Source organism: Streptosporangium sp. NPDC049078, assembly GCF_040648855.1.
In the GTDB taxonomy this organism is placed as follows: domain Bacteria; phylum Actinomycetota; class Actinomycetes; order Streptosporangiales; family Streptosporangiaceae; genus Streptosporangium.
The window spans coordinates 317,871-337,938 of the sequence record NZ_JBEZEL010000007.1 but is presented as its reverse complement, the minus strand read 5'-3'; the positions used below and the strand labels follow the sequence as shown (position 1 = coordinate 337,938).

At 70.5% G+C, this 20,068-nt stretch carries 13 protein-coding genes; 6 read left to right on the top strand and 7 right to left on the bottom strand.

Annotated features, from left to right (window positions below):
- Positions 1–39 precede the first annotated feature (39 nt).
- Positions 40–2,358, top strand: a complete 2,319-nt coding sequence (locus tag AB0B90_RS14425; protein ID WP_362922781.1) for a hypothetical protein — start codon at positions 40–42, stop codon at positions 2,356–2,358.
- 1,261 nt (positions 2,359–3,619) lie between these two features.
- On the opposite strand, the gene AB0B90_RS14420 is transcribed toward AB0B90_RS14425, so the two are convergent.
- Positions 3,620–4,717, bottom strand: a complete 1,098-nt coding sequence (locus tag AB0B90_RS14420; RefSeq protein WP_362922779.1) for a DUF5685 family protein — start codon at positions 4,715–4,717, stop codon at positions 3,620–3,622.
- Between the two features lie 169 nt (positions 4,718–4,886).
- Entirely contained in the window at positions 4,887–5,495 is a 609-nt protein-coding gene (locus tag AB0B90_RS14415; protein ID WP_350947778.1) for a TetR/AcrR family transcriptional regulator, read from the bottom strand.
- An 86-nt stretch (positions 5,496–5,581) separates the two neighbouring features.
- Here AB0B90_RS14415 and AB0B90_RS14410 point away from each other — a divergent pair, with 86 nt between their 5' ends.
- The gene (locus AB0B90_RS14410) at positions 5,582–6,322 is read left to right on the top strand and encodes an SDR family oxidoreductase (RefSeq protein ID WP_362922776.1); all 741 of its coding nucleotides are present in this window, start codon (positions 5,582–5,584) and stop codon (positions 6,320–6,322) included.
- A gap of 99 nt (positions 6,323–6,421) precedes the next feature.
- On the opposite strand, the gene AB0B90_RS14405 is transcribed toward AB0B90_RS14410, so the two are convergent.
- Complete coding sequence (locus AB0B90_RS14405; RefSeq protein WP_362922774.1) at positions 6,422–9,286, bottom strand: BTAD domain-containing putative transcriptional regulator; 2,865 nt, start codon at positions 9,284–9,286, stop codon at positions 6,422–6,424.
- A gap of 216 nt (positions 9,287–9,502) precedes the next feature.
- Here AB0B90_RS14405 and AB0B90_RS14400 point away from each other — a divergent pair, with 216 nt between their 5' ends.
- Both AB0B90_RS14400 and AB0B90_RS14395 read left to right on the top strand, forming a co-directional pair.
- Positions 9,503–9,946 carry a hypothetical protein gene (locus AB0B90_RS14400; RefSeq protein ID WP_362922772.1) on the top strand — a complete coding sequence of 148 codons (444 nt, stop codon included), beginning with the start codon at positions 9,503–9,505 and terminating at the stop codon, positions 9,944–9,946.
- A gap of 361 nt (positions 9,947–10,307) precedes the next feature.
- Entirely contained in the window at positions 10,308–12,263 is a 1,956-nt protein-coding gene (locus AB0B90_RS14395; protein WP_362922770.1) for a Xaa-Pro dipeptidyl-peptidase, read from the top strand.
- 51 nt (positions 12,264–12,314) lie between these two features.
- Here AB0B90_RS14395 and AB0B90_RS14390 read toward each other — a convergent pair whose 3' ends face one another.
- Both AB0B90_RS14390 and AB0B90_RS14385 read right to left on the bottom strand, forming a co-directional pair.
- Positions 12,315–13,574 (bottom strand): MFS transporter, encoded by a 1,260-nt coding sequence (locus AB0B90_RS14390; RefSeq protein WP_362922768.1) that lies wholly within the window; start codon positions 13,572–13,574, stop codon positions 12,315–12,317.
- A 39-nt stretch (positions 13,575–13,613) separates the two neighbouring features.
- Positions 13,614–14,438 (bottom strand): MBL fold metallo-hydrolase, encoded by an 825-nt coding sequence (locus AB0B90_RS14385; RefSeq protein WP_362922766.1) that lies wholly within the window; start codon positions 14,436–14,438, stop codon positions 13,614–13,616.
- Between the two features lie 495 nt (positions 14,439–14,933).
- Between AB0B90_RS14385 and AB0B90_RS14380 the strand changes: the two genes are divergently transcribed.
- Together AB0B90_RS14380 and AB0B90_RS14375 are read left to right on the top strand one after the other, a co-directional pair.
- Positions 14,934–16,115: an AAA family ATPase gene (locus AB0B90_RS14380; RefSeq protein ID WP_362922764.1), complete on the top strand. Its 1,182-nt coding sequence runs from the start codon at positions 14,934–14,936 to the stop codon at positions 16,113–16,115.
- Positions 16,112–16,711: a DUF4276 family protein gene (locus AB0B90_RS14375; protein ID WP_362922762.1), complete on the top strand. Its 600-nt coding sequence runs from the start codon at positions 16,112–16,114 to the stop codon at positions 16,709–16,711. Before AB0B90_RS14380 ends, AB0B90_RS14375 begins: the two co-directional genes overlap by 4 nt.
- 18 nt (positions 16,712–16,729) lie before the next feature.
- Here AB0B90_RS14375 and AB0B90_RS14370 read toward each other — a convergent pair whose 3' ends face one another.
- Both AB0B90_RS14370 and AB0B90_RS14365 read right to left on the bottom strand, forming a co-directional pair.
- Entirely contained in the window at positions 16,730–18,343 is a 1,614-nt protein-coding gene (locus AB0B90_RS14370) for an amidohydrolase (RefSeq protein ID WP_362922760.1), read from the bottom strand.
- Positions 18,344–18,627: 284 nt separating this feature from the next.
- The gene (locus tag AB0B90_RS14365; protein WP_362922758.1) at positions 18,628–20,028 is read right to left on the bottom strand and encodes an FAD-dependent oxidoreductase; all 1,401 of its coding nucleotides are present in this window, start codon (positions 20,026–20,028) and stop codon (positions 18,628–18,630) included.
- Positions 20,029–20,068: the final 40 nt, after the last annotated feature.

Genomic DNA, 20,068 nt, shown 5'->3' with positions numbered 1-20,068 from the left:
CATCGGAGATGACTTACCGTTAACCCGGTTGGTTCCTTTTTGCCTGCTACGCAGGGGGACGCGCTGGTGGACAAGACCGAGGGCACGCTGCTCGTGCACGCGATCGGCGGCGGGGATCTGGGGTTCGCGGGGGAGCGGAACCTCGCCGGGGTCACCCCCGACTTCGAAGGCGACCCCGGCGCGTCGGGCAAGGACCGCCGTCCGCTGCGGAAGATCTTCGAAGGTCTGGCGGCGGCGGACCTCCCGGTCTCCATGGTCGTCCTGCTGGGCACGACCAACACGTACGGCTCCGGAGGCGAGACCTTCGCCGGTTGGGCCGACAAGATCCGGGCGCGGCTCGTCTCGGAGACGGGACTGTGCGGTGCGCGCTTCGACCCGGAGGCGGTCTTCATCGTCCGGGTCGAGGCTCCCCGGCTCAAGGAGACCTCGAAGGCGCTGAGCCGCTGGCTGGCGGAGCGTCATCCCGAGGACATCCTGGTCACCTGCGGTTCGGGGGCGTTCGCGCTCAGCACGGGCGCTCTGTGCGCTGCTCTGGAGACCCGCCGTCCGGCACGGATCGTGCACATCGACGATCCGGGGCGACCGTACTCGCTGGACCGGCCACGGGACATGGACGCGCATCTGGAGTCCTGGCTGCTTCGCTACCGGTTCTGGGACGCGTTGGCCGAGGTGGACCCGGCCAACCGAACGCTCTGGGAACTGCTCGCGGCCAGGCAGGCCGGGGACACGGAAACCGCCAGAAGACTGAAGAAACGCCCCTCGGTCCCCGAGATGCCGGGTCTCACCCCGGGAAAGATCGATGACTTCACCAGGCCGTGGCTCACCGTGCGGGCGGCGCTCTTCGAACGACTCGGCCGCGGAGAGGCCGCTGACTACGGTCTGTTCCGCGCCTGGTTCGCCGAGCATCTCCGGAGGTTGTTCGAGGTCGAGCAGGAGAAAAGAGACGAACGGGGCAGGAAGGTCCTGTCACCGCACACCGAGCGGGAGATCGGAGACCTCGTCGCCGACCTGGGCGATCGGGCCAAGGGGGAGGGCAGGCTGGCCGAGCGGATCGCGACGACGGCTCGCGCCGTCATGAGCGACATCACCAGCGCCAGCGCCAGAATGATCAAAGACGCCGAGCTCACCTCGCTGTACCGGGCGGCTTCCAGCCATCGGGCGCACCTGAAGCCGGAACGCCTCGACGCCGGGCCATTGCCGCCGACCCTGCTGGAGGCGGCGGCCCAGTGGGAGCGGGGCGACCCCGGGGTCAAACTCGTCGCCGAGACGGGCAGGGTCGGCTGGCCCCTGCTGGGCAGCGGCGACGTCCTCGGCCTGCTCGCCGTCGGGCTGGAGCGGCAGGGCAGGGAGAGCGAGGACCGGCTGGCGGTGACGACGGTCCTCAATGAGCTGCACGCCCGGCGCGAGTCGCTGCTGCACCGGGGGAGGTTGCGGCTGCGCCTGCTGGCCAGCGCCGAGACCGTGGAACGTGCCCGCCGGCTCGCCGCGTCCTTCGACGGTGCGGCGGACGTGGATGTGCGGGTGATCGAGATCGTCTCGGAGGATCTCGGCTCGATCAGGGACGCCCTGGTCGCCGCGCTGCGATCCGAGGCGGCCCCCACCGGACGGCCCGGTTCCGGCAGCCTGCGTGACGTCGACGAGGTGGTGCTGGTGCTCAACCCCGGGCTGCCGCTGACGAACTACGGCATGATCGCGGCGGCGGTGGAGTGGTCGCTGACCGCCGCGTGCCCGCTCTGGGTGACGGAGCTGGTCCGCAGCCAGGTAGGGCGGTCCGAGCTGCGCAGCGGCCAGCCAGTGGTGGCGCGTCTCGGCGCGGACCGGGTGCTGGCCGGTCTGGCGGCCGACGCTGTCAGACGGCTGGACCTGCGCACGGCCCGCCGCCTGATCGAGCGCGGCTCGGACACGCTGCGCGAGGTGCTGCCCACGCTGGCGAGGCTGGAGAACGACCTGTTCGGCCCCAGGCAGGACGGCTGGAGCGAAAGAGAGTTGTCGGCCGTCGCCCGGCGGCGGCTGCTGCTGGTCGCCGACGTGTGGCGTGACCGCCCGGCGCTGGCCGCGTACCTCGCGGTGGCGGCCCTGCGTCCCGCGCTCTTCGGGTGGGAGGCGTGGAAACGCCTGTGCAAGGAGCGTCCCGCCCTGAAGGACCTCGGAAGGAGGGCGAACGGGGCGTTGCAGGGGCATGCCCTGGACCAGCGAGAGCGCGGGGAGCACCGTGCGCGCGGCCACGCGGACGTTCGGGACCTGCTACAGCGGGCGGTGCGGGAGCTGGGAGGGCCGGCCGAAAACGACAACGCACTCATTGTTCACCATGAATCGGTAATAAACGCGCTTGATGCCATGTATCGGGAAACCGCTTGACCCTCTTCGCACCTCCTGACAGCCTGGTTTCCGTTCAACGGCGATGCCCGCGAGCTTGAGTGGTTCATGACCGCTCCTTCTGAGGGCCTCGGTTTTCGAGGCCGATGTGATGAGAACGCGTCTTACGGCGCGTTCTTCCGCCACGCCTCGGAAGGGCCGCATGATGAACCTCGCCGCCGTCGCCTCCCCTCACCCGGAGATCTCGTTTCCCGCCTTCTCCGCCCTGGTCGCTCCCGCCGTGCGTGACCTCGCGCGCGGACCGCTGCGCCGGGCTCGCCACGACGGTGGGCACTGTGCCGGAGTCGAAGGGAGGACGCGCTGGTGTGACGAGTGCGAGGTGACGATCAACGAGATCCTGCTCGGCGTGCACACCAGGCTGGGCGAGGCCCTGGCGGGCTCGCCGCTCCTGACCCGGTCCGGTGAGCCGGTGCGTGAGATGAAGCTGATCGTCGAATGGCTCACCTCGCCCCAGGCGATCACCGAAGAGGTCGGTCCCGCGGCCCGCCGTCTTCGCGGGCGTCCCACCGCCGGGGAGCCGGCCGGGCTTCGCGCGGCCCGCGCCCAACTCGTTCACCATCCGCTGAAGAGCCTGGAGGCACGCGTACGGCGCGAGATCGCGGTGAGCCGTGGCGCCTCCGCCAAGCCGGAACGGGATCTCAGGACGTCGAAGTGGGCCTCGCCGCTGCGTGAGGACGAGGTCGCCTTCGAGTTGCTGGTCGACGCCCTGACCCGGTTGCGAAACGGTGCCCGTGACCCCTACGAGATCCCCGTCGGTCGTCACGGACTCGACCCGCTCATCGCGGTGCGTTCGCTTCGCGCCGCGCTGGAGAGACTCCGCGCGCTGCGGCCCGACTTCTACCAGGTCAACGTGACCGTTCACCTGGAGCGGGGGGCGTTCTTCACCGAGTCGTCTCCCGCGTCGAGCCCGTCGCCCGAGGACCTTCTCATCCACGACGAGGAAGCCGAGCTGGCCCGTCGTACGCTGACCATGCTGCTCGCCGGGGAGCGCGCGGCGGACCGGCATGTTCACCACCGGCTGCTGCTGAGCGGCATCTCCGCGGACGTCCCGATGTGCGGCACCGACCTCATCGCCTACGCCGCCCAGAACCTCGGGCTCGATTCCACGGCGGCGGAAAAGTTCGTACGGTGGCTCATCCGGCTCGCCTCCCTGGCGGGAACGGACTGGGTCGCCGAGCGGGCGGAGGCGTCGAAAAGCGACGACACCGCAGGTGAAGTGGATCCGGCGAGTTCGCCGGTGCGGTCAGCCGCAGTCGCAGTTGCAGCACTCACAGCAGTCGCAGCACCCGGAGCAGCCGTTGCAACACTGCCCGCAGGCGTCGCAGCCGGTGGGGTCGCAGCGCTCGCCGCACGACCGGTAGCGGTCCTCGTCCCACGGCGGCCGGTACAGGCCGCAGGTGCAGCAGGCCGCCGACATGCACAGCAGCGACAGCAACCCACCGGGATCCGGCTTCAGTCGTGGGTCACGAGAGGGGGCCTCGGGGCTCTCCCGCTCGGCCTCGGCGAAGATCCGGTCGACGGCACGGCCGGTCTCGGTGACCAGCAGGGCGTTGACCAGGCGACGTCGCTCCAGGTCAAGCTCGGCCGTCGCGAGGCGCAGCCCGTGCACGGCGTCGTCGCAGTGCCGCCGCGCGGCGGCCAGGTCGGTGCCCGAGGCCGTCAGCGGGTTGTAGGCTCCGCGCTCGTGGTCGCGGGCGAGGTCCTCGACGGCGTCCAGCAGGTGTGCCAGGCGGCCGAAGTAGCGTCCGGCCTCCTGCAGGGTCTCCCGGTTGTGCGGCTTGCCGGCCAGGACGGCGGTGTGCCCGAAGGCGGCGGCGACCGCGGCCTCGGTGGGGGCGGTGAGCTGGAGCAGGCTCGGGTCCGGCAGGCGTTCCAGCCGGGTCTGCTCCTCGACCGCGCCGAGGAGCGGGGCGGGGTCGAAGCCGAGGGCGGCGGCCGTACCCGATCCGGCGGCCGACCAGCGCGCGGCCACCCGCCCGGCGCCGGCCGCCACCAACCGGCGGGCGTAGACGCCGTCGCCGTCCTCGACGTGGTCCTTGACCTTCCCCGCGGCCAGGATCAGCGAGACCGCGGCGGCGAGCCGTACCCCCTCGGCCTGGGCGACGTCGGCGCCCTTGAACCCGCGCAGCGCGCAGGCGGCCGCACGCCGGTACGGGGAGGGGGCCGCTGCCTGTGCCTCGGTGAGCACGGACACCAGCAGGCCGTCGTAGTTGGTCACCAGCCGGGAGGCGTGCCCGTGCTCATCCCGCAGGGCCAGGCAGAGCCCGCACAGGTGCGCCATCCACTCCTTGAACAGCCCGCCGCACATCCCGTGCCTGCATGGGCGAACGATCCCAAACATATGCCCCTCTTCCGCCTGCGACCGATGCCCAGCCTGACGGCCCCCACTTGTCGCACACTTGCGGATGGCGGGTCAGCCTGTCAGAGCGCCCATGCCGCTCCGGGATCTTGGACTCATTGTCGGGGCCGCGAAACGTACATTATCGGTCTGATGTTTCCGGTAAGCCGTTTTATCGGGCACCGCCGATCCCGGCGAGCAGGTTCCGGACGAGGGCCTCGGCGAACTCGTCGGTGAGAGGCTGGTCGGGGATGAGGAGGCGGTGGTAGCAGGCGCCCCAGAGCTGGTCGACGACCACCTCGGGGTCGACGTCCTCGCGTAGCTGCCCGCGCCGCTTGGCGCGCTCCAGCGCCTCGACGGCGAGTGCTCTGCGCGGTGCCGAGTAGCGCTCGCGGAGCAGCGCCGACAGCTCGGGGTCGGTCTGGGCGTGGCCGACGAGCTCGGGCATCACGCGCCCGGCCTGGGTGTCGCGCATCAGGTGGACGAAGGCCCGCAACTGCGCGGTGAGGTCGGCGGCGATGTCGCCGGTGTCGGGGAAGGCCAGGGTGGGGCCGACGGCGGCGAAGTAGCCGTCCAGCGCGAGCGCCCCCTTGGACGGCCACCACTTGTAGAGCGTCACCCTGCTCGCGCCCGCCAGCGCTGCGACCCGTTCGATGGTGAAGGCGGCCATCCCCTCGGTGAGCAGGAGTTCGCCGGCCGCCCGCAGGATCTCGCGGCGCACCTCGGCGGCCGGGCGGCGTCCGCGCCCGCGACGCTCGGGTGCGGGGGATTGCTGCGTCACCGTCCACCTCCGTGGAATATATGGACATTGTGTTTACATTCGTATATATACATAGTGTACATAAGTTCTTGGAGGAGTGACCGATCATGAGCAGCACAACAGCTCGCGTCGCCGTCGTCACCGGAGGCTCACGCGGCATCGGGCGCCAGGTCGTGGGCAGGCTCGCCGCCGACGGATACGCGGTCGTGGTCAACTACGCGAGCAACGACACCGAGGGCAAGGCCGTCGTCGCGGAGATCGCCGACGAGGGCGGCCGGGCGATCGCGGTCCGAGCCGACGTCGGTGACGAGCGGGCGGTCGCGGAGCTCTTCGACACGGCCGAGCGGACCTTCGGCGGCGTCGACGTCGTCGTGCACGCCGCCGGGATCATGAACCCGCCCACCCCGGTCGCCGAACTCGACCTGGACGTGCTGGACCGCGTGCTCCGCGTCAACGTACGCGGCACCTTCGCCGTGGCCCAGCAGGCCGCCAGGAGGCTGCGCGAGGGCGGCGCGCTGATCACCTTCTCCACCTCGGTGATCGGACTGGCCGCTCCCGGTTACGGCGCCTACGCCGCATCCAAGGGCGCCGTCGAGGGGCTGACCCTCATCCTCGCCCGCGAGCTGCGCGGCAGGGACGTCACGGTCAACACCGTCGCCCCCGGGCCCACCGCCACCGATCTCTTCCTGGAGGGCAAGGACGAGGAGACCGTCGCCAGGCTGGCCGCCCAGCCGCCGCTGGAGCGGCTGGGCCTGCCCACGGACATCGCCGAGGCGGTTGCCTTCCTCGCCGGTCCCGCCCGCTGGGTCAACGGCCAGGTGCTGCGGGTCAACGGCGGACTCGTCTGAGCCGAGACCGGCCAGGAAGGGGACCTGCCGCCTGTCGTACATCGATCCGGGGCGGAGACGACACCGCTCGTCGCCGTGGTGGCCGTCGGCCGTGCCGGCTCACGGGGGCGCGCACGCGAGGCCGATGACGTCGGTGTTCCTCGCCCCCCGTTCGAAGGCCAGGGAGTATCCGCACGCCCCGAGCGCGTTCTTCATCAGCCGTTCGGCCTCGGCGTGGGCGTCGTGAAACGGCCGCAGGCCGATGAGCGCCACCCCGGTCGTACGCCGTAGCCGGTGCGCGGCGCCGAGCAACTCGGCGGCGCGGTCGTGACGGCCGGTGGCGGCGACGGTCCAGGCGAGTGTCTCAAGGCCCCACACCGGTCCCCAGCGGTCGTCGATGTCGTACTGGCGGCGCAGCGAGTCGCGGAACAGGGTGGCGGCCCGTACCGGGTCGCCGTGGCGCGACTCGGCGAGACCGAGGCCCCACAGCGCCCAGGAGTGGGCCCAGGTCCCGCCGAGGGCCTCGGCGTCGGCGAGGTAGGTCTCGGCGGCGGTGACGGCGAGCTCCCGGTCTCCGAGGAAGGCGCAGGCCATCGCCCAGAGCATGGTGGCCATGTGGGCGTCACCGATCGCGCCGTCGGCGAGGAACCGGTCTCTCGCCTGCGCCAGCAGCGGGATGGAGCGAGGGCTGCCGTGGACGAGCATCGCGTGGGCGCCCTCGACGCAGGTGACGGCGGCGGGGACGTCGGTGTCGGGGAGCTGTGCGGCGAGGCGGCGGCAGCGGGCCATGAAGGCGTCGGCACCCTGCCTGTCGCCCTGGCAGAGGGCGATCCAGGCGACCATGGCCACCGCGCCGACCTGGAGGGGATCCGGCCGGCGGGGGGAGAGCGCGAGCCCGCGCTCCAGCCAGTGACGGCCCTCGCCGATGGTGCTGTCGAAGAACCAGAACCGGGTCCTGGTGAGATTGACGGTGATCTCCAGACCGCTCCGCGCCTCGCCGGGCTCGGTGAGGCAGAAGTCCAGCGCCGCCCGCAGGTTGGGGAGCTCCTGCCGCAGTCGTGACAGCCATCCGACCTCGTGAGGGCCGCACCAGTCGGCCGCGGCCCGTGCGGCGGTGCTCCGAAAGTGGTCACGGTGACGCCGCCGCATCACGGTCTCCTGGCCGAGGTCGATCAGGCGCCGTCTGCCGTACCGGCGGATGGTCTCCAGCAGGCTGTAGCGCGTCCTGCCGTCCTGGCCGTTCACGACGAGGATCGACTTGTTCGCCAGGCCCGTGAGGAGGTCGAGGACGTCGTGGCGGTCGATGCCCGTCCCCGAGCACACCACCTCGGCCGCCTCCAGGTCGAACTCACCGGCGAAGACCGACAACCGGGCCCACAGCAGCCGTTCGTGTTCGGTGCACAGGTCGTGGCTCCAGTCGACGACGCCGCCCAGGGTCCGGTGGTGGCGTGGGGAGTTCTCGGCGTCGGTGTCGGCGAGCAGCCGGAAGCGGTCGTCCAGCCGGTCGAGTATCTCCTGGACGGAGAGCGTTCCCAGCCGGACCGCGGCCAGCTCGATCGCGAGTGGCACGCCGTCCAGCCGTCCGCACAGCTGCGCGACGACATCGCGGTTGTGCCGCGTGATCCGGAAGTCCGGTGCCGAGGCCGCGGCGCGGTCGGCGAGCAGTCTCACCGCCTCGTAGTGGGTCAGCGCCGGCTCGGCGTCCGTGTCCGCCGATGTCGTGGGCGGTACGGAGAGGGGCGGCACCGGCAGGACGTGCTCGCCCTGGACGCCGAGCCGCTGCCGGCTGGTGGCGAGCACCCGCAGACCGGGCGCCGAGCGCAGGAGCGCGGTCACCAGCGTCGCGGCGGCGTTCACCAGGTGCTCGCAGTTGTCCAGCACCAGCAGTGTCCTGCTGTCGCTCAGGTGCTCGACGAGGATGTCCAGGCAGGGGCGCGCGGAGTGGTCGCGGATTCCGAGAGCCTGGGCCACGGTCCGGTCGAGCAGAGCGGGGTCGGTCAGCGGGGCGAGGTCGGCGAGCCACGCTCCGCCCGGGAAGGTGGGCGACACCTGCGCGGCCAGTCGCAGCGCCAGCCGGGTCTTGCCGACTCCGCCCACCCCGGTCAGCGTGACCAGGCGGCTGGTCTCCAGCAGCCGCGCGGCGTCGTCGAGCTGCCGCTGTCTGCCCACGAACGTGGTCATCTCGCCGGGGAGGTTGCCGGAAGATCTCCTGGCGGTGAGCGCGGGATCGTCGTCGAGAATCCGCTGGTGCAGTTTCCGCACCTCGGTGCCGGGGTCGACGCCGAGCTCCTCGGCGAGGACCTCGCTGAGGGATTGGTAGCAGCGCAGCGCCTCGGCCTGGCGTCCCGACCTGCACAGCGCGAGCATCCGCTGCGCCCAGAACCGCTCTCTGAGCGGATACGCGGCGGTCAGCCGGCGCAACTCGGCGAGCACCTCCTCGTGGCGGCCCAGTGCGAGGTCGGCCTCGATGCGGGACTGGAGCGCGTCCAGCCCGCGCTCGGCCAGCACGGGCACGACCTCCCGCCGCAGGGTCTCGGACGGCACGTCCTGCAGTGGCTCCCCGCGCCACAACCCCAGGGCCTCGGCCAGCAGCGCGGCGGCCCGCTCCGTCGCGTCCGCGGCGAAGGCGGCCCTGGCACGGAGGGTGAGGGCCTCGAAGCGGTGCAGGTCGAGCCGGTCGTCGGCCACCCTGAGCAGATAACCTCGCGGGCAGGTGAGCAGCGGACCCTCGTCCCCGGCGCACCCCAGCAGGCGCCTGATCCGCAACACGTAGTTCTGCAGGGTGTTTCTCGCCCCTGTGGGCGGGTCGTCTCCCCACAGATGGTTCGTCAACGTCTCGACGGAGACCGTCTTGTTGGCGTCGAGCAACAGCGAGACGAGCAACGTCCGGAGCTTGGCCGCCCGGATCGGCACCGGGACGCCGTCCCGCAGCACCTCGAACGGCCCCAGAATCCTGAACTCGAGATCCGAGCCTCTCGTTTCCATTACTCAATGTAATCATAAAATCGCCGTTCGTGATCAGGAGTGTACGTCAAATGCGCCTTGAATGCGCGGCAATCGCTTGGCGTGACAGGCTCCCGCGAAGGTCAACCGTGACTCTGGGTAATCACGAAGTGACCGTCGAGTGAGTGGCCCGCGGAACGGTGTGTGACGGCGGGGCGACATGTCCCGCTGATCCTCACGCGACAGGAAGGGCATCTCATGTTCAAGCGCGTAACCGGGATCGTGGCGGCGGTGATCGCGGCGGCGGTGATGGTCACCGCCGCTCCCGCTCCCGCCGGCGCGACCTCGTTCTCCCGGGAGCTCGCGGCCGCGGCGCGGGCCGCGGGCGTCTCGGAGGCGACGGCCCGCTCCATGGCGATGTCGCTGGTGAGCGGCGACCCGCAGGACGAGTACCGCTTCCCCGACGAGGAGTTCCAGGACGCCCCCCGCTCCTGGAGCGCGATCGTGGCGTTCGTCAAGAGGTTCTGGCGCCAGATCGTCGACGCGGCGAAGGCCGCCGGCGAGTGGGTGTGGTGGAAGGCGGGCAGGTGCGCCACCGGTGCCGTGAGCGAGGTCTGGAACAGGTTCGGCACGGACCTGACCGACCCGCAGGCGGTGCTGGCCGTGGCCGTCTACGGATGCCTGAAGGGTCTGCGCGGCTGATCGTCCCGTCCTGTGGGCGGCATCCCCGATCACCGGATCGGGGGTGCCGCCCCTGAGTCCGGGAAGTGGTGGGCGGCCTGCCGGGCCGGGTCTCGCTCGCTTGTCGGATGGTCCGGGGCTCGCCGTGCGCCCTGTGATGTCCCGGGGGCGCCCGGTTCCTGATCTCCCCGGAGGTGGTCGATTCACCGATATCTAGCTCGATAGATGTCGAAATTATCCTGATCAAGACAGGGTGCTCATCCATAGACATTTCGTACTTCCGACCCATAACATCAAGCCTTCTTGGGGCAGTCTTTACTGTCCCTTGAACTTTGGTCGGGGTTTTTTCCCGCCCCGAACTGATCGTTCTGGAAGGTTTTTGATGTCTGTACCACCTCTGGCGACGGGCCCTGGGGCGCCGGCCAACCTCCGCAGTTCGAGATCGACGCGTCGTGGCGCGGCGGCGCTGGGTCTCGCCGTCGCCATGACCCTGGCCGGGGTCGCGGCGCCCTCGGCCTCCGTCGGCGCGGCCGCCGACCCCACCGTCGGACCGGTCTTCGTGGACGGCATGGCCCAGCCGGTGTTCTCGACGAACCGCAACGACTGGATCCGCGAGGAGATGTGGGTCGAGACCTCGAGCGACAGTGACGGCGACGGGCGGAACGACCGGGTACACGCCGAGGTCACCCGGCTGCGGGAGACGGAGACCGCCGGTCTGAAATCACCCGTCGTGTACGAGGTGAGCCCCTACTACGCGGGCGGCAACGCGGTCGCGAACCACAACGTCGACCACGAGCTCCACGAGGCGCTCCGCCCGGGCAAGGGCTGGATGAACCGCGGTGGTCCGACGAAGGACCCGGCGGCCGACGAGCGGCTCGCCGCCGCCGGTGTGGCCGAGGCGGCCAGGGGTGACGAGGCCGTCACGGGCACCGGGCCGCAGCCCGTCATCAGCACCAGCCACGAGGCCAACTGGCTGCCTCGCGGTTTCGCGGTGGTACACGCCGAGTCGCTGGGCAGCGGTAAGTCCGACGGCTGTCCCACCACCGGTGGGCGCAACGAGACCATCGGCGCGAAAGCGGTCGTCGACTGGCTGAACGGTCGCGCGAAGGCGTACGACGCCGCGGGCAGAGAGGTCAGCGCCACCTGGACGACCGGCAAGGTCGGCATGATCGGCACCTCGTACAACGGCACCCTGCCCAACGCGGTCGCGAGCACCGGCGTCGAGGGTCTCGAGGCCATCGTGCCGATCTCGGCGATCTCCAACTGGTACGACTACTACCGCGCGAACGGCGCCGTCGTCGCGCCGGGCGGCTACCAGGGCGAGGACGCCGACGTGCTCGCGGAGTACGTCTACACCCGCGCGGACAGGCAGGCGTGCCGGAGCGTCATCGAGGAGCTCGCCAAGGAGCAGGACCGGGTCACCGGCGACTACAGCGCCTTCTGGGACGAGCGCAACTACCTGAACGACGTCGACAAGGTCCGCGCCGCGACGCTGGTCGCGCACGGGCTCAACGACTGGAACGTCAAGACCAAGCACGCCGCGCAGTGGTACGAGGCGCTCAAGGCGCGCGGAGTGCCGCACAAGATCTATCTGCACCAGGGCGGGCACGGCGGCTCCCCGAGCGTCAACGTGCTCAACCGCTGGTTCACCCGCTACCTGTGGGGCCAGCAGAACGGCGTGGAGAACGACCAGCGGGCGCTGATCCAGCGCGAGAACAGGACGCTGGTGGAATACCCCGAGTGGCCGGAACCGACCTCGGCGGACACCGAGCTCAACCTCGCGCCCAGCACGGACGGCACCGCCGGTGTCCTCACCGCCGACAAGACCCGCCAGGGCAAGCCGGTGACCGAGACGATCGTCGACGACGCCTCGAAGCGGGCGCTCGCCCTCGCCGACGCGGTGACGTCCCCCAACCGCCTGGCCTACAAGTCGGGGGCGCTGACCGACGCGGTCCGGCTCAGCGGCACGCCGCAGGTGTCCCTGCGGATGTCCTTCGGCCAGCCGGCCGCCAACGTCACGGCGCTGCTCGTCGACTACGACCAGAACGGCAAGGCGAAGATCATCACTCGCGGCTGGACGGACCCGCAGAACCGCAAGTCGATCTCGAAGACCGAGCCGGTCAAGCCGGGCAGCCCGTACCGCCTCGACTTCGACATGCAGCCGCACGACTACGTGTTCGCGGCGGGGCACCGCATCGGCGTCGTGCTGCTGTCGAGCGACTACGAGTACACCATCCGGCCCACCCCCGGGGCGAAGCTGCACCTCGACACGACGAAGAGCACGGTCACGCTGCCGCTCGTCGGCGGGGCGACCGCGTTCACCGCGGCGAACGGCTGATCCGTCGCTCCCCTCGACAGGGCGAGATCGCCCTGTCGAGGGGAGCATGCCTCATGAGGTGGCGGGCCCCGGGCGTTCGGGGGCGGGCCGGCGGATGGGGGTGAAGAGCGCGACCGTCGCGAGCAGGAGGCAGGCGGTGCCCGCGAGCAGGCAGATCACGGTGACGCCGTAGCCGCCCGCGCCCCAGGTCAGGACGGCCGCGCCCACCGGGCCCAGGGAGAAGTGGATCGTCCAGAACGCCGAGGTGACGCGGCCCAGCAGATGGTCGGGGGTCACCTGCTGGCGCAGGGACATCGAGCAGATCCCGGCCACGCTGACGCCGCAGAGATAGACGGCCATCAGGGCGGCGATCACCGGGACGCGGCCCGAGAGTCCGACGCCCGCCATCGCGAGCCCGCTCGTCGCGAGGGCGCCGATCCAGGTCACGCCGAAACCGAGCCTGCGGCGGACGGGTGCCACGAGCACGGCCCCGGCGATCGTGCCCACCGCGGCGACCGCGAGGACCGTGCCGACGGTGCCGTCGGAGCGGCCCAGGTCGTGCTTCAGGTGGTAGATCAGCACGTCGGTCATGCCGAGCGTGAAGAAGATGAAGAAGGAGAGCAGGACCGTCAGGGAGCGCAGCACCGGGTGCCGCCAGAGGAACCGGGCACCGGCCAGCATCTCCTGCCAGGGCCGCTGGCGCGGCGGCGCCGCCGCGCCGGCCTCGGGCCGCCTGAACCGGACGAAGTACAGGCCCGCCGCCGACAGCGCGAAGCTCGCCGCGTTGACGGCGATCGCCGCGGTCGGGCCGAACTGCCCGGAGACCACTCCGGCGAGCAGCGGGCCGCCGACACCGGCCGCCGCCGCGGTCGCGTAGAGCCGCCCGTTCGCCTCGGTGATGCGGTCGCCCTCGACCAGGTTGCGCACCGCGGTCACGTAGGTGACCTGGAAGACCATCCCGATCGCCTCGCTGAGCGGCAGCACCACGTACAGCAGCCAGACCTGCGGGCCGAACGCCCAGACGAGCGGGATGAGCCCGTACAGCGCCAGGCGTGCGAGATCGCAGCAGATGAGCAGGGTGCGCCGGTCGAGCCGGTCGGCCAGGATGCCGGCGAAGATCCCGGCGAAGACCGACGCGGCACCGGCCACGCCGGTCAGCAGGCCCATCTGTGCGACCGACCCGGTCACGTTCAGCACCAGCAGCGGGATGGCGATGTAGGCGAACGAGTCCCCGGCGACGGAGAGCGTCTGGGAGCCCCAGAAGACGTTGAAGTTGCGGTCGCGCCACAGCGGGCGCCCGCCCTCGCCCTCCAGCCCTCCTGCCTGTGCCACGGGGTGACTATCGCGCATCCCGGGCGAGCTTCCCAATGATTAAAAGGGTGTATTGGGGGATTCGTCCAGGGCGAAGGAGAGGTAGCGGTCGGCGGAGCGGCGGACGGCCTCGGCGCCGTCGGCGCGCACGATCCGCTTCCACCAGCCGCCGTAGACGCGGTCGAAGGCGTACGGCTCCAGCAACGACAGGGCGCGGCGGACGGTCGCGGGGCGCTCGGGGATCAGGTTGGGATAGCTGTACATGAAACTGACCCAGCGGCGGTCCTGGACGACCTGGAGGATGTCACCGGAGAACAGCGAGCCCCGGCCGTCCTCGGCGTCGCGCCAGTGCATGACCTGGCCGCCGTCGAAGTGCACGCCCGCGTTGACCAGCGTCACCCCTTCGAGGATCTCGTGGGTGTCGCCCTCCCAGAAGAGCACCGACTCGTCGGGACGGGCCACCCAGTCGCGGTCGGCCGCGTGGATGTGGATCGGCGCGTCGAAGGCGTGTGCCCACTCGACCATCGAGCCGTAGAAGTGCGGGTGGCTGATCGCGATGGCGTCGACCCCGCCGAGCTCGCCGACCTGCCTGATCAGCTCGTCGTCGAGGTGGGTGACCATGTCCCACAGCACGTTGCCCGCGGGGGTGCGGACCAGCAGGGCGCGCTGCCCGATGGCGGTGGCGGGATCGGTGCCGATGCCGACGACCCCGGTGCCCTCCTCGGCGAGGTGCGCCCTGTGCCCGCTGTCGCGCAACTCGTTGAGGGAGGTCCAGCGCTGGCCCTCCCAGCCGACGTACTGCCGCTCGTCCTCGCAGATCGGGCAGTCGTCCCGCGCCTCGGCGTACTGGACCCCGCAGGTGACGCAGATGGGCAGATCGTTCACGGCGGCCTCCGCTGATCGGCTGGCGGGGAATGGTAAGGCGTCGTTGTCTTACGGTAGTCGCCGTCGTTGCGCTGCCCGGTGCAGCGTAAGGGAGTGACGTCGTCGTCGCCGGTCGCGGGGGGCGTTGTGTCGGCTGGTCGTTTTCCGGTCGCTTCCATCGGCGGGCTAGGTGTGAGGACCGCTGTCATTGACAATGGGTTGATGGTTCATCGCTCTTGTTGCCTCGCACTCGAAGAATCACGCGATGGCCGTCCTCGTTTCACGACGCCACGCTCACTACCTGGGGAAACCCGTACACCACCTCCATGGACGCAACCGTGTCCCCTGATCCCACGCGTATCGCTCCCGGAGATTTGAGGGCGCCTGGAAGCAGACCGCCATGCCGATCTCCGGACCGGTCGAACCGCTATCGTGGTGGCGCCGGTTTCCTGGCGGAACGCAGGTGGGCGCCGGTCACGGTCGCTGCCACAGGACAGATCGACATGGCGGGGTGTGATGGGGCAGGTTGTACCGTTTCTGCGACGTGTGAAGGTGGAGAACTACAAGAGCATCGCGTCGTGTGACGTCACCTTCACGCCCCTCTTGGTTCTGCTCGGTCCCAACGCGGCGGGGAAGAGTAATTTCCTCGATGCGCTCAGCTTCGTGGCGGACGCGCTGGAGACGACGCCGGCCGACGCCCTGATGAGGCGCGGTGGCCTGGATGAGGTGAGCCGACGAGGGCAGGGAGATACGGAGGGGTTCGGTATCTTGCTGGAGTTCGTGATCCAGCCGGATGAAGAGCCGCTGTCGGTCACGTACAGCTTCACCATCAGCCGGGACCCCGCCGTCCGCCGTCCGCTTCTGGTGCTCGGAGAGCAGTGTCTCGTCCGGGGCACGCGGCCGCAGTCGAGTTTCAAAGAAGCGGGCTTCGTGATGACCCATGGCTTCTTCAACAAGAAGGGAGCGGGGGGTGTCGAGCCGGACCGGCTATACCTCCCGTTGGCCGCCACCCAGGGCGTTTTCAGTGAGGTCTACCGCAGTCTGCGCCGCATGCTCTTCTATCACCTGGATGTGGGCCTGATGCGGCAGGTTCAGTCCAGGTCCGCCGGCATCACGCTGGATGACGCAGGAAAGCAGCTGGGATCGGTACTCGGGGCCCTCGAGCAGCGGTATCCGGCGTTCAAAGCACGGATCGACGACTACATGGGCGCCATCGTTCCCGGGGCCGCGGGGATCGATGAGCGGCTTCTGGACCCCTATTCCACCGTCGAGCTCTTCACCCGTCACGCGGATCGCGAGATGGTGTTCGGCCCTGAGGCCATGTCCGAGGGGACGTTGCGTGCGGCGGGGCTGCTGGCCGCGCTGTTCCAGCCTGCCGTACTCGAAGGCGAGGCGACCCTGCTGGGATTCGAAGAACCAGAGACCTCGTTGCACCCGGCAGCCGCAGGGGTGCTGTTCGACGCGCTGAGCGAGGCGAGCGAGCACGTCCAGGTGGTGGTCACCACGCAGAGCGCGGACCTGCTCGACCGAGACGACTTCGATCCGGCATCCGTACGCGTCGTGACCATGACGGATGGGCTCACCACGATCGGTGAGATCGACGACATCAGCCGCCGCCTCGTCGACGACCGGCGAGCCACCATCGGAGAGCTGATGCGGGGCAACCAGCTTCGGCCCAGCACGGGGGAGACCGAATGACCGAGGCGGTCACCATCGCCGCCATCGTCGAAGGGGAGGGAGAGGTCGCCGCGCTCCCCGTCCTGCTCCGCAGGATCGCGGAGGAACTCTCGGCCTGGGCGGTACGGATTCCGACACCGCGCCGGGTTCCGCGTTCCAAGCTGGTCGCTCCGGGAGGGATCGAGAGCGCCGTACTTCAGGCCTCCTACCAGGTCGCTGGGCGAGGTGGGATCCTGTTACTGATCGACGCTGATGACGACTGTCCCGCGACGACCGGTCCGGCGCTCCTGGAGCGGGCCCGACGGGCGCGGGACGATCGGGAGATCTCGATGGTCCTCGCCAATCGGGAGTTCGAGGCGTGGTTCCTTGCCGCAGCCACGTCGCTCGCGGGCCGACGAGGGCTGGCGGACCCCCTCGAACCACCCGCTGATCCTGAAGGGCCCCGCGATGCGAAGGGATGGCTCTCGGCCCGCAAGACCGATGGCACCTCCTACCGCCCAACGGCTGATCAAGCGGCCCTGACCGCGATTTTCGACATGGCACAGGCACGCAAGAACGCGCCTTCCTTTGACAAATTCTGGCGCGATGTCGAACGCCTCATACGGGGCGGTCCGTAGGCGACCGGGCTCGCGAGGTCAGCGCTGGTAGACCTGTTCGCCGTCGAGGAAGGTCATCGCGACCTTGGTGCGCCAGATGTCGGACTCCGGTTCGGTGAACGGGTCGCGGTCAAGGACGACGAGGTCGGCGCGGTTGCCGGGGACGATGGTGCCCGCGTCGTCGTCGCGGTTGATCCTGGCCGAGCCCGCGGTGTAGGCGGTCAGCGCGGTGGCCAGCGTGAGTCTCTGGCCGGGCAGGAACGGGGTCTGCGCCGTCGGGTAGCCCGCGTGCAGCGAACCGCCGGGCTCTGTGCGGTTGACGGCCACGTGCATGCCCTGGATCGGGTCGGCCTCGGAGACCGGCCAGTCGCTGCCCGCGCAGAACAGGGTGCCGTGGCGCAGCAGGTCGGCGAACGGGTACTGCCAGCTGGAGCGCTCCTCGCCGAGGAAGGGGAGGGTGAGCTCGTCCATCTGGGCGTGGTGGGTGGCCCAGAGCGGCTGCAGGTTGGCGGTCACGCCGAGCTTGGCGAAGCGCGGCACGTCGGACGGCTCGACGATCTGCAGGTGCGCGATGTGGTGCCGGTTGGCCGGGTCGGTCCCCTCGAAGCTGTCCAGCGCCTCGCGGACGGCCCGCTCGCCGATGGCGTGGAAGTGCACCTGGAAGCCGTGCCGGTCCAGCTCGGCGACGCACTCCTTCAGCAGCACGGGGTCCACGTACGACAGGCCGGTGCCGCCGCAGCGGCAGTAGGGCTCGATCACCGCCGCGGTGAAGTTCTCGGCGATGCCGTCCTGCATGATCTTCACCGAGGTCGCGCGGAACCGCTCCAGTCCCTCGGCGGAGCGGCGCCGCTCCAGCAGCTCGGGGATCTGCTCGGCGCCGCGTGCCCGGTCCCACCACAGCGCGCCCACGACGCGGGCGCGCAGCGCGCCGGAGGCCGCCGCCGAGACGTACGTGGGCAGCTGGTCGTCGTAGCCCGCGTAGGAGCCGACGATGGCGTCCTGCCAGCCGGTGATACCGAGGGAGAACAGGTGGTCCTGGGCCGCGAGCAGCGCCTGGTGCATGTCCTGGGCGCTGGGACGGGGGGTGAGCAGGCCGACCAGGTCCATCGCGCCCTCGTGCAGCACGCCGCTCGGCGTGCCGTCGGCGTCGCGCTCGATCCTGCCGTCGGCGGGGTCGGGGGTGTCGCGGGTGATCCCGGCCAGCTCCAGGGCCCGGCTGTTCACCCAGGCGGCGTGGTGGTCGCGCTGGATCAGGTAGACCGGGCGGTCGACGACGTCGAGCTGGGAGCGGTGCGGCAGGCCGCCGGGGAATGCCGACATGTCCCAGCCGCCGCCGTCGATCCACTCGTGGCCGGGGTGGGAGTCGGCGTAGGCGGTGATCAGCTCCAGATACTCCGGCAGGCCGTAGACCCCGGACAGGTCACACCTGGCCCGCTCCAGGCCCGCCTGGACCGGGTGGATGTGCGCGTCGGTGAACGCCGGGGTGAGCAGGCGGCCGTCCAGGTCGACCACCTCGTGGCCGGGGGCGGCGAGGCCCGCGACGTCGGCCTGCGTGCCGACGGCGGCGATCCGGCCGTCACGGACCAGCACCGCTTCGGCGAAGGCGTCCGCCGCGAGGAAGACCCGGCCGCCCCGGAAGAGCAGGTCGCTCACTTTCGTACCATCCTTTTGCCGATGTCCCGAAGGCCGCTGAGGCCACGGAATGCCGCTTGATCACCACATTGCACGCTCGACCGGCCGAGGTCCAGCATGAGTTTTCTCCCGGCGTCGGCCGAGGTACGGAGACGTCGGCCCACACTCACCGACGGCCGCCGCCCCCTCCACCACCCGTCGCTGCCCGTTCACCGACGTCCGCCGACACTCATCGACGTACGCCGACGTTCGGTGTTCGAGGGGCGGTGTCGTCCGGGGCCGCCCGAGGAGCGTCCGCCCCGCGTTCAGCGTCCGGTGATGGAGTCGGCGACGCGGGCCAGCACCGAGGTGCGGCCGAGCCCGGCCTTCTCCCTGGCGTCGGCCCGGCGGTAGAGGTCGTACATGGTGTGCACGCCGATCCACCGCAGCGGTTCCACCTCCCAGCCGCGCACCTTGCGGTCCACCCAGGGCAGGGAGGTCAGGTCGGTGTCCTCGCGCAGGACGAGGTCGCGCAGGGTACGGCCGGCGAGGTTGGTCGTGGTCACCCCGTGGCCGGTGTAGCCGCCCGCCCAGCCGATGCCGGTGGTGTGGTCGACGTGCACGGTGGCGCACCAGTCGCGGGGCACACCGAGCACGCCGGACCAGGCGTGCGCGACGCGGGAGGCCCTGACCGCGGGGAACATCCCGGTGAGCAGCTCCCAGAGCGCCTCGATCGTCCACTCGTGGGTGCGGCCCCGGTCGTCCACGCGGGATCCGTACAGGTAGGGCTTGCCGCGCCCGCCGAACGCGATCCGGCCGTCGGCGGTGCGCTGGGCGTACATGTAGTAGTGCGCCATGTCACCGAGCAGCTCGTTGCCCTCCCAGCCGATCTCGTCCCACAGCGCGCCCAGCGGCTCGGTGACGATCATGGAGCTGTTCATCGGCAGCCACGTCCGGTGATACTGCCTCAGCTCGGCGGTGAAGCCCTCGGTGGCGCGGATGACGTATTCGGCGCGGACCGTCCCCTGCGGCGTGCGGGCCTCGCGAGGGGCGATCTCGGTGACCGGGGTGCGCTCGAAGATCTCTACCCCGAGCCTCCTCACGGTCTCGGCCAGACCTCTGGCCAGCTTGGCGGGCTGGATCCTGGCGCAGTGCGGGCTCCAGATCGCACTGACCGCGCCGTTCACCCGCAGGCGCCCTTCCCGCTCGGCGGGGTCGAGCAGCCGCACGTCCTCCTCGGTCCAGCCCCAGTGGCGCTCGTGGGCGAGCAGCCGGTGCAGCCGCCGGTCCTGGGCGGCGTTGGTGGCGACCGTGGTGACACCGCCCTTGACGATCTCGGCGTCGATGTTCTCGTCCTTGGCGACGGCGACGACCTCGTCGATCGTGTCGAACATCACCCGCTGCAGCCGCCTGGCCGCGTCCGCGCCGTGCGTCTTGGCGTAGCGCTCGGGGGTGCCCGCCAGCTCGCCGACCAGCCAGCCGCCGTTGCGTCCGGAGGCGCCGTATCCGGCGAACTCCTTCTCCAGCACGACGATCCGCAGACCGGGGCTCGCCTTCTTCAGGTAGTAGGCGGTCCACAGGCCCGTGTATCCGGCGCCGACGATGGCGACGTCGGCGTCGAGGTCTCCGGTGAGAGGGGCGCCGGGGGAGGGGATGCCGAGGGAGCGATACCAGAAGGAGACGTCTCCGTTGACGAAGTCCCCGGCCAGGGGAACGCGCGTGCTCATGGCCTCACATTCTGCTGTATCCGTCTATCTGGGTGCACCT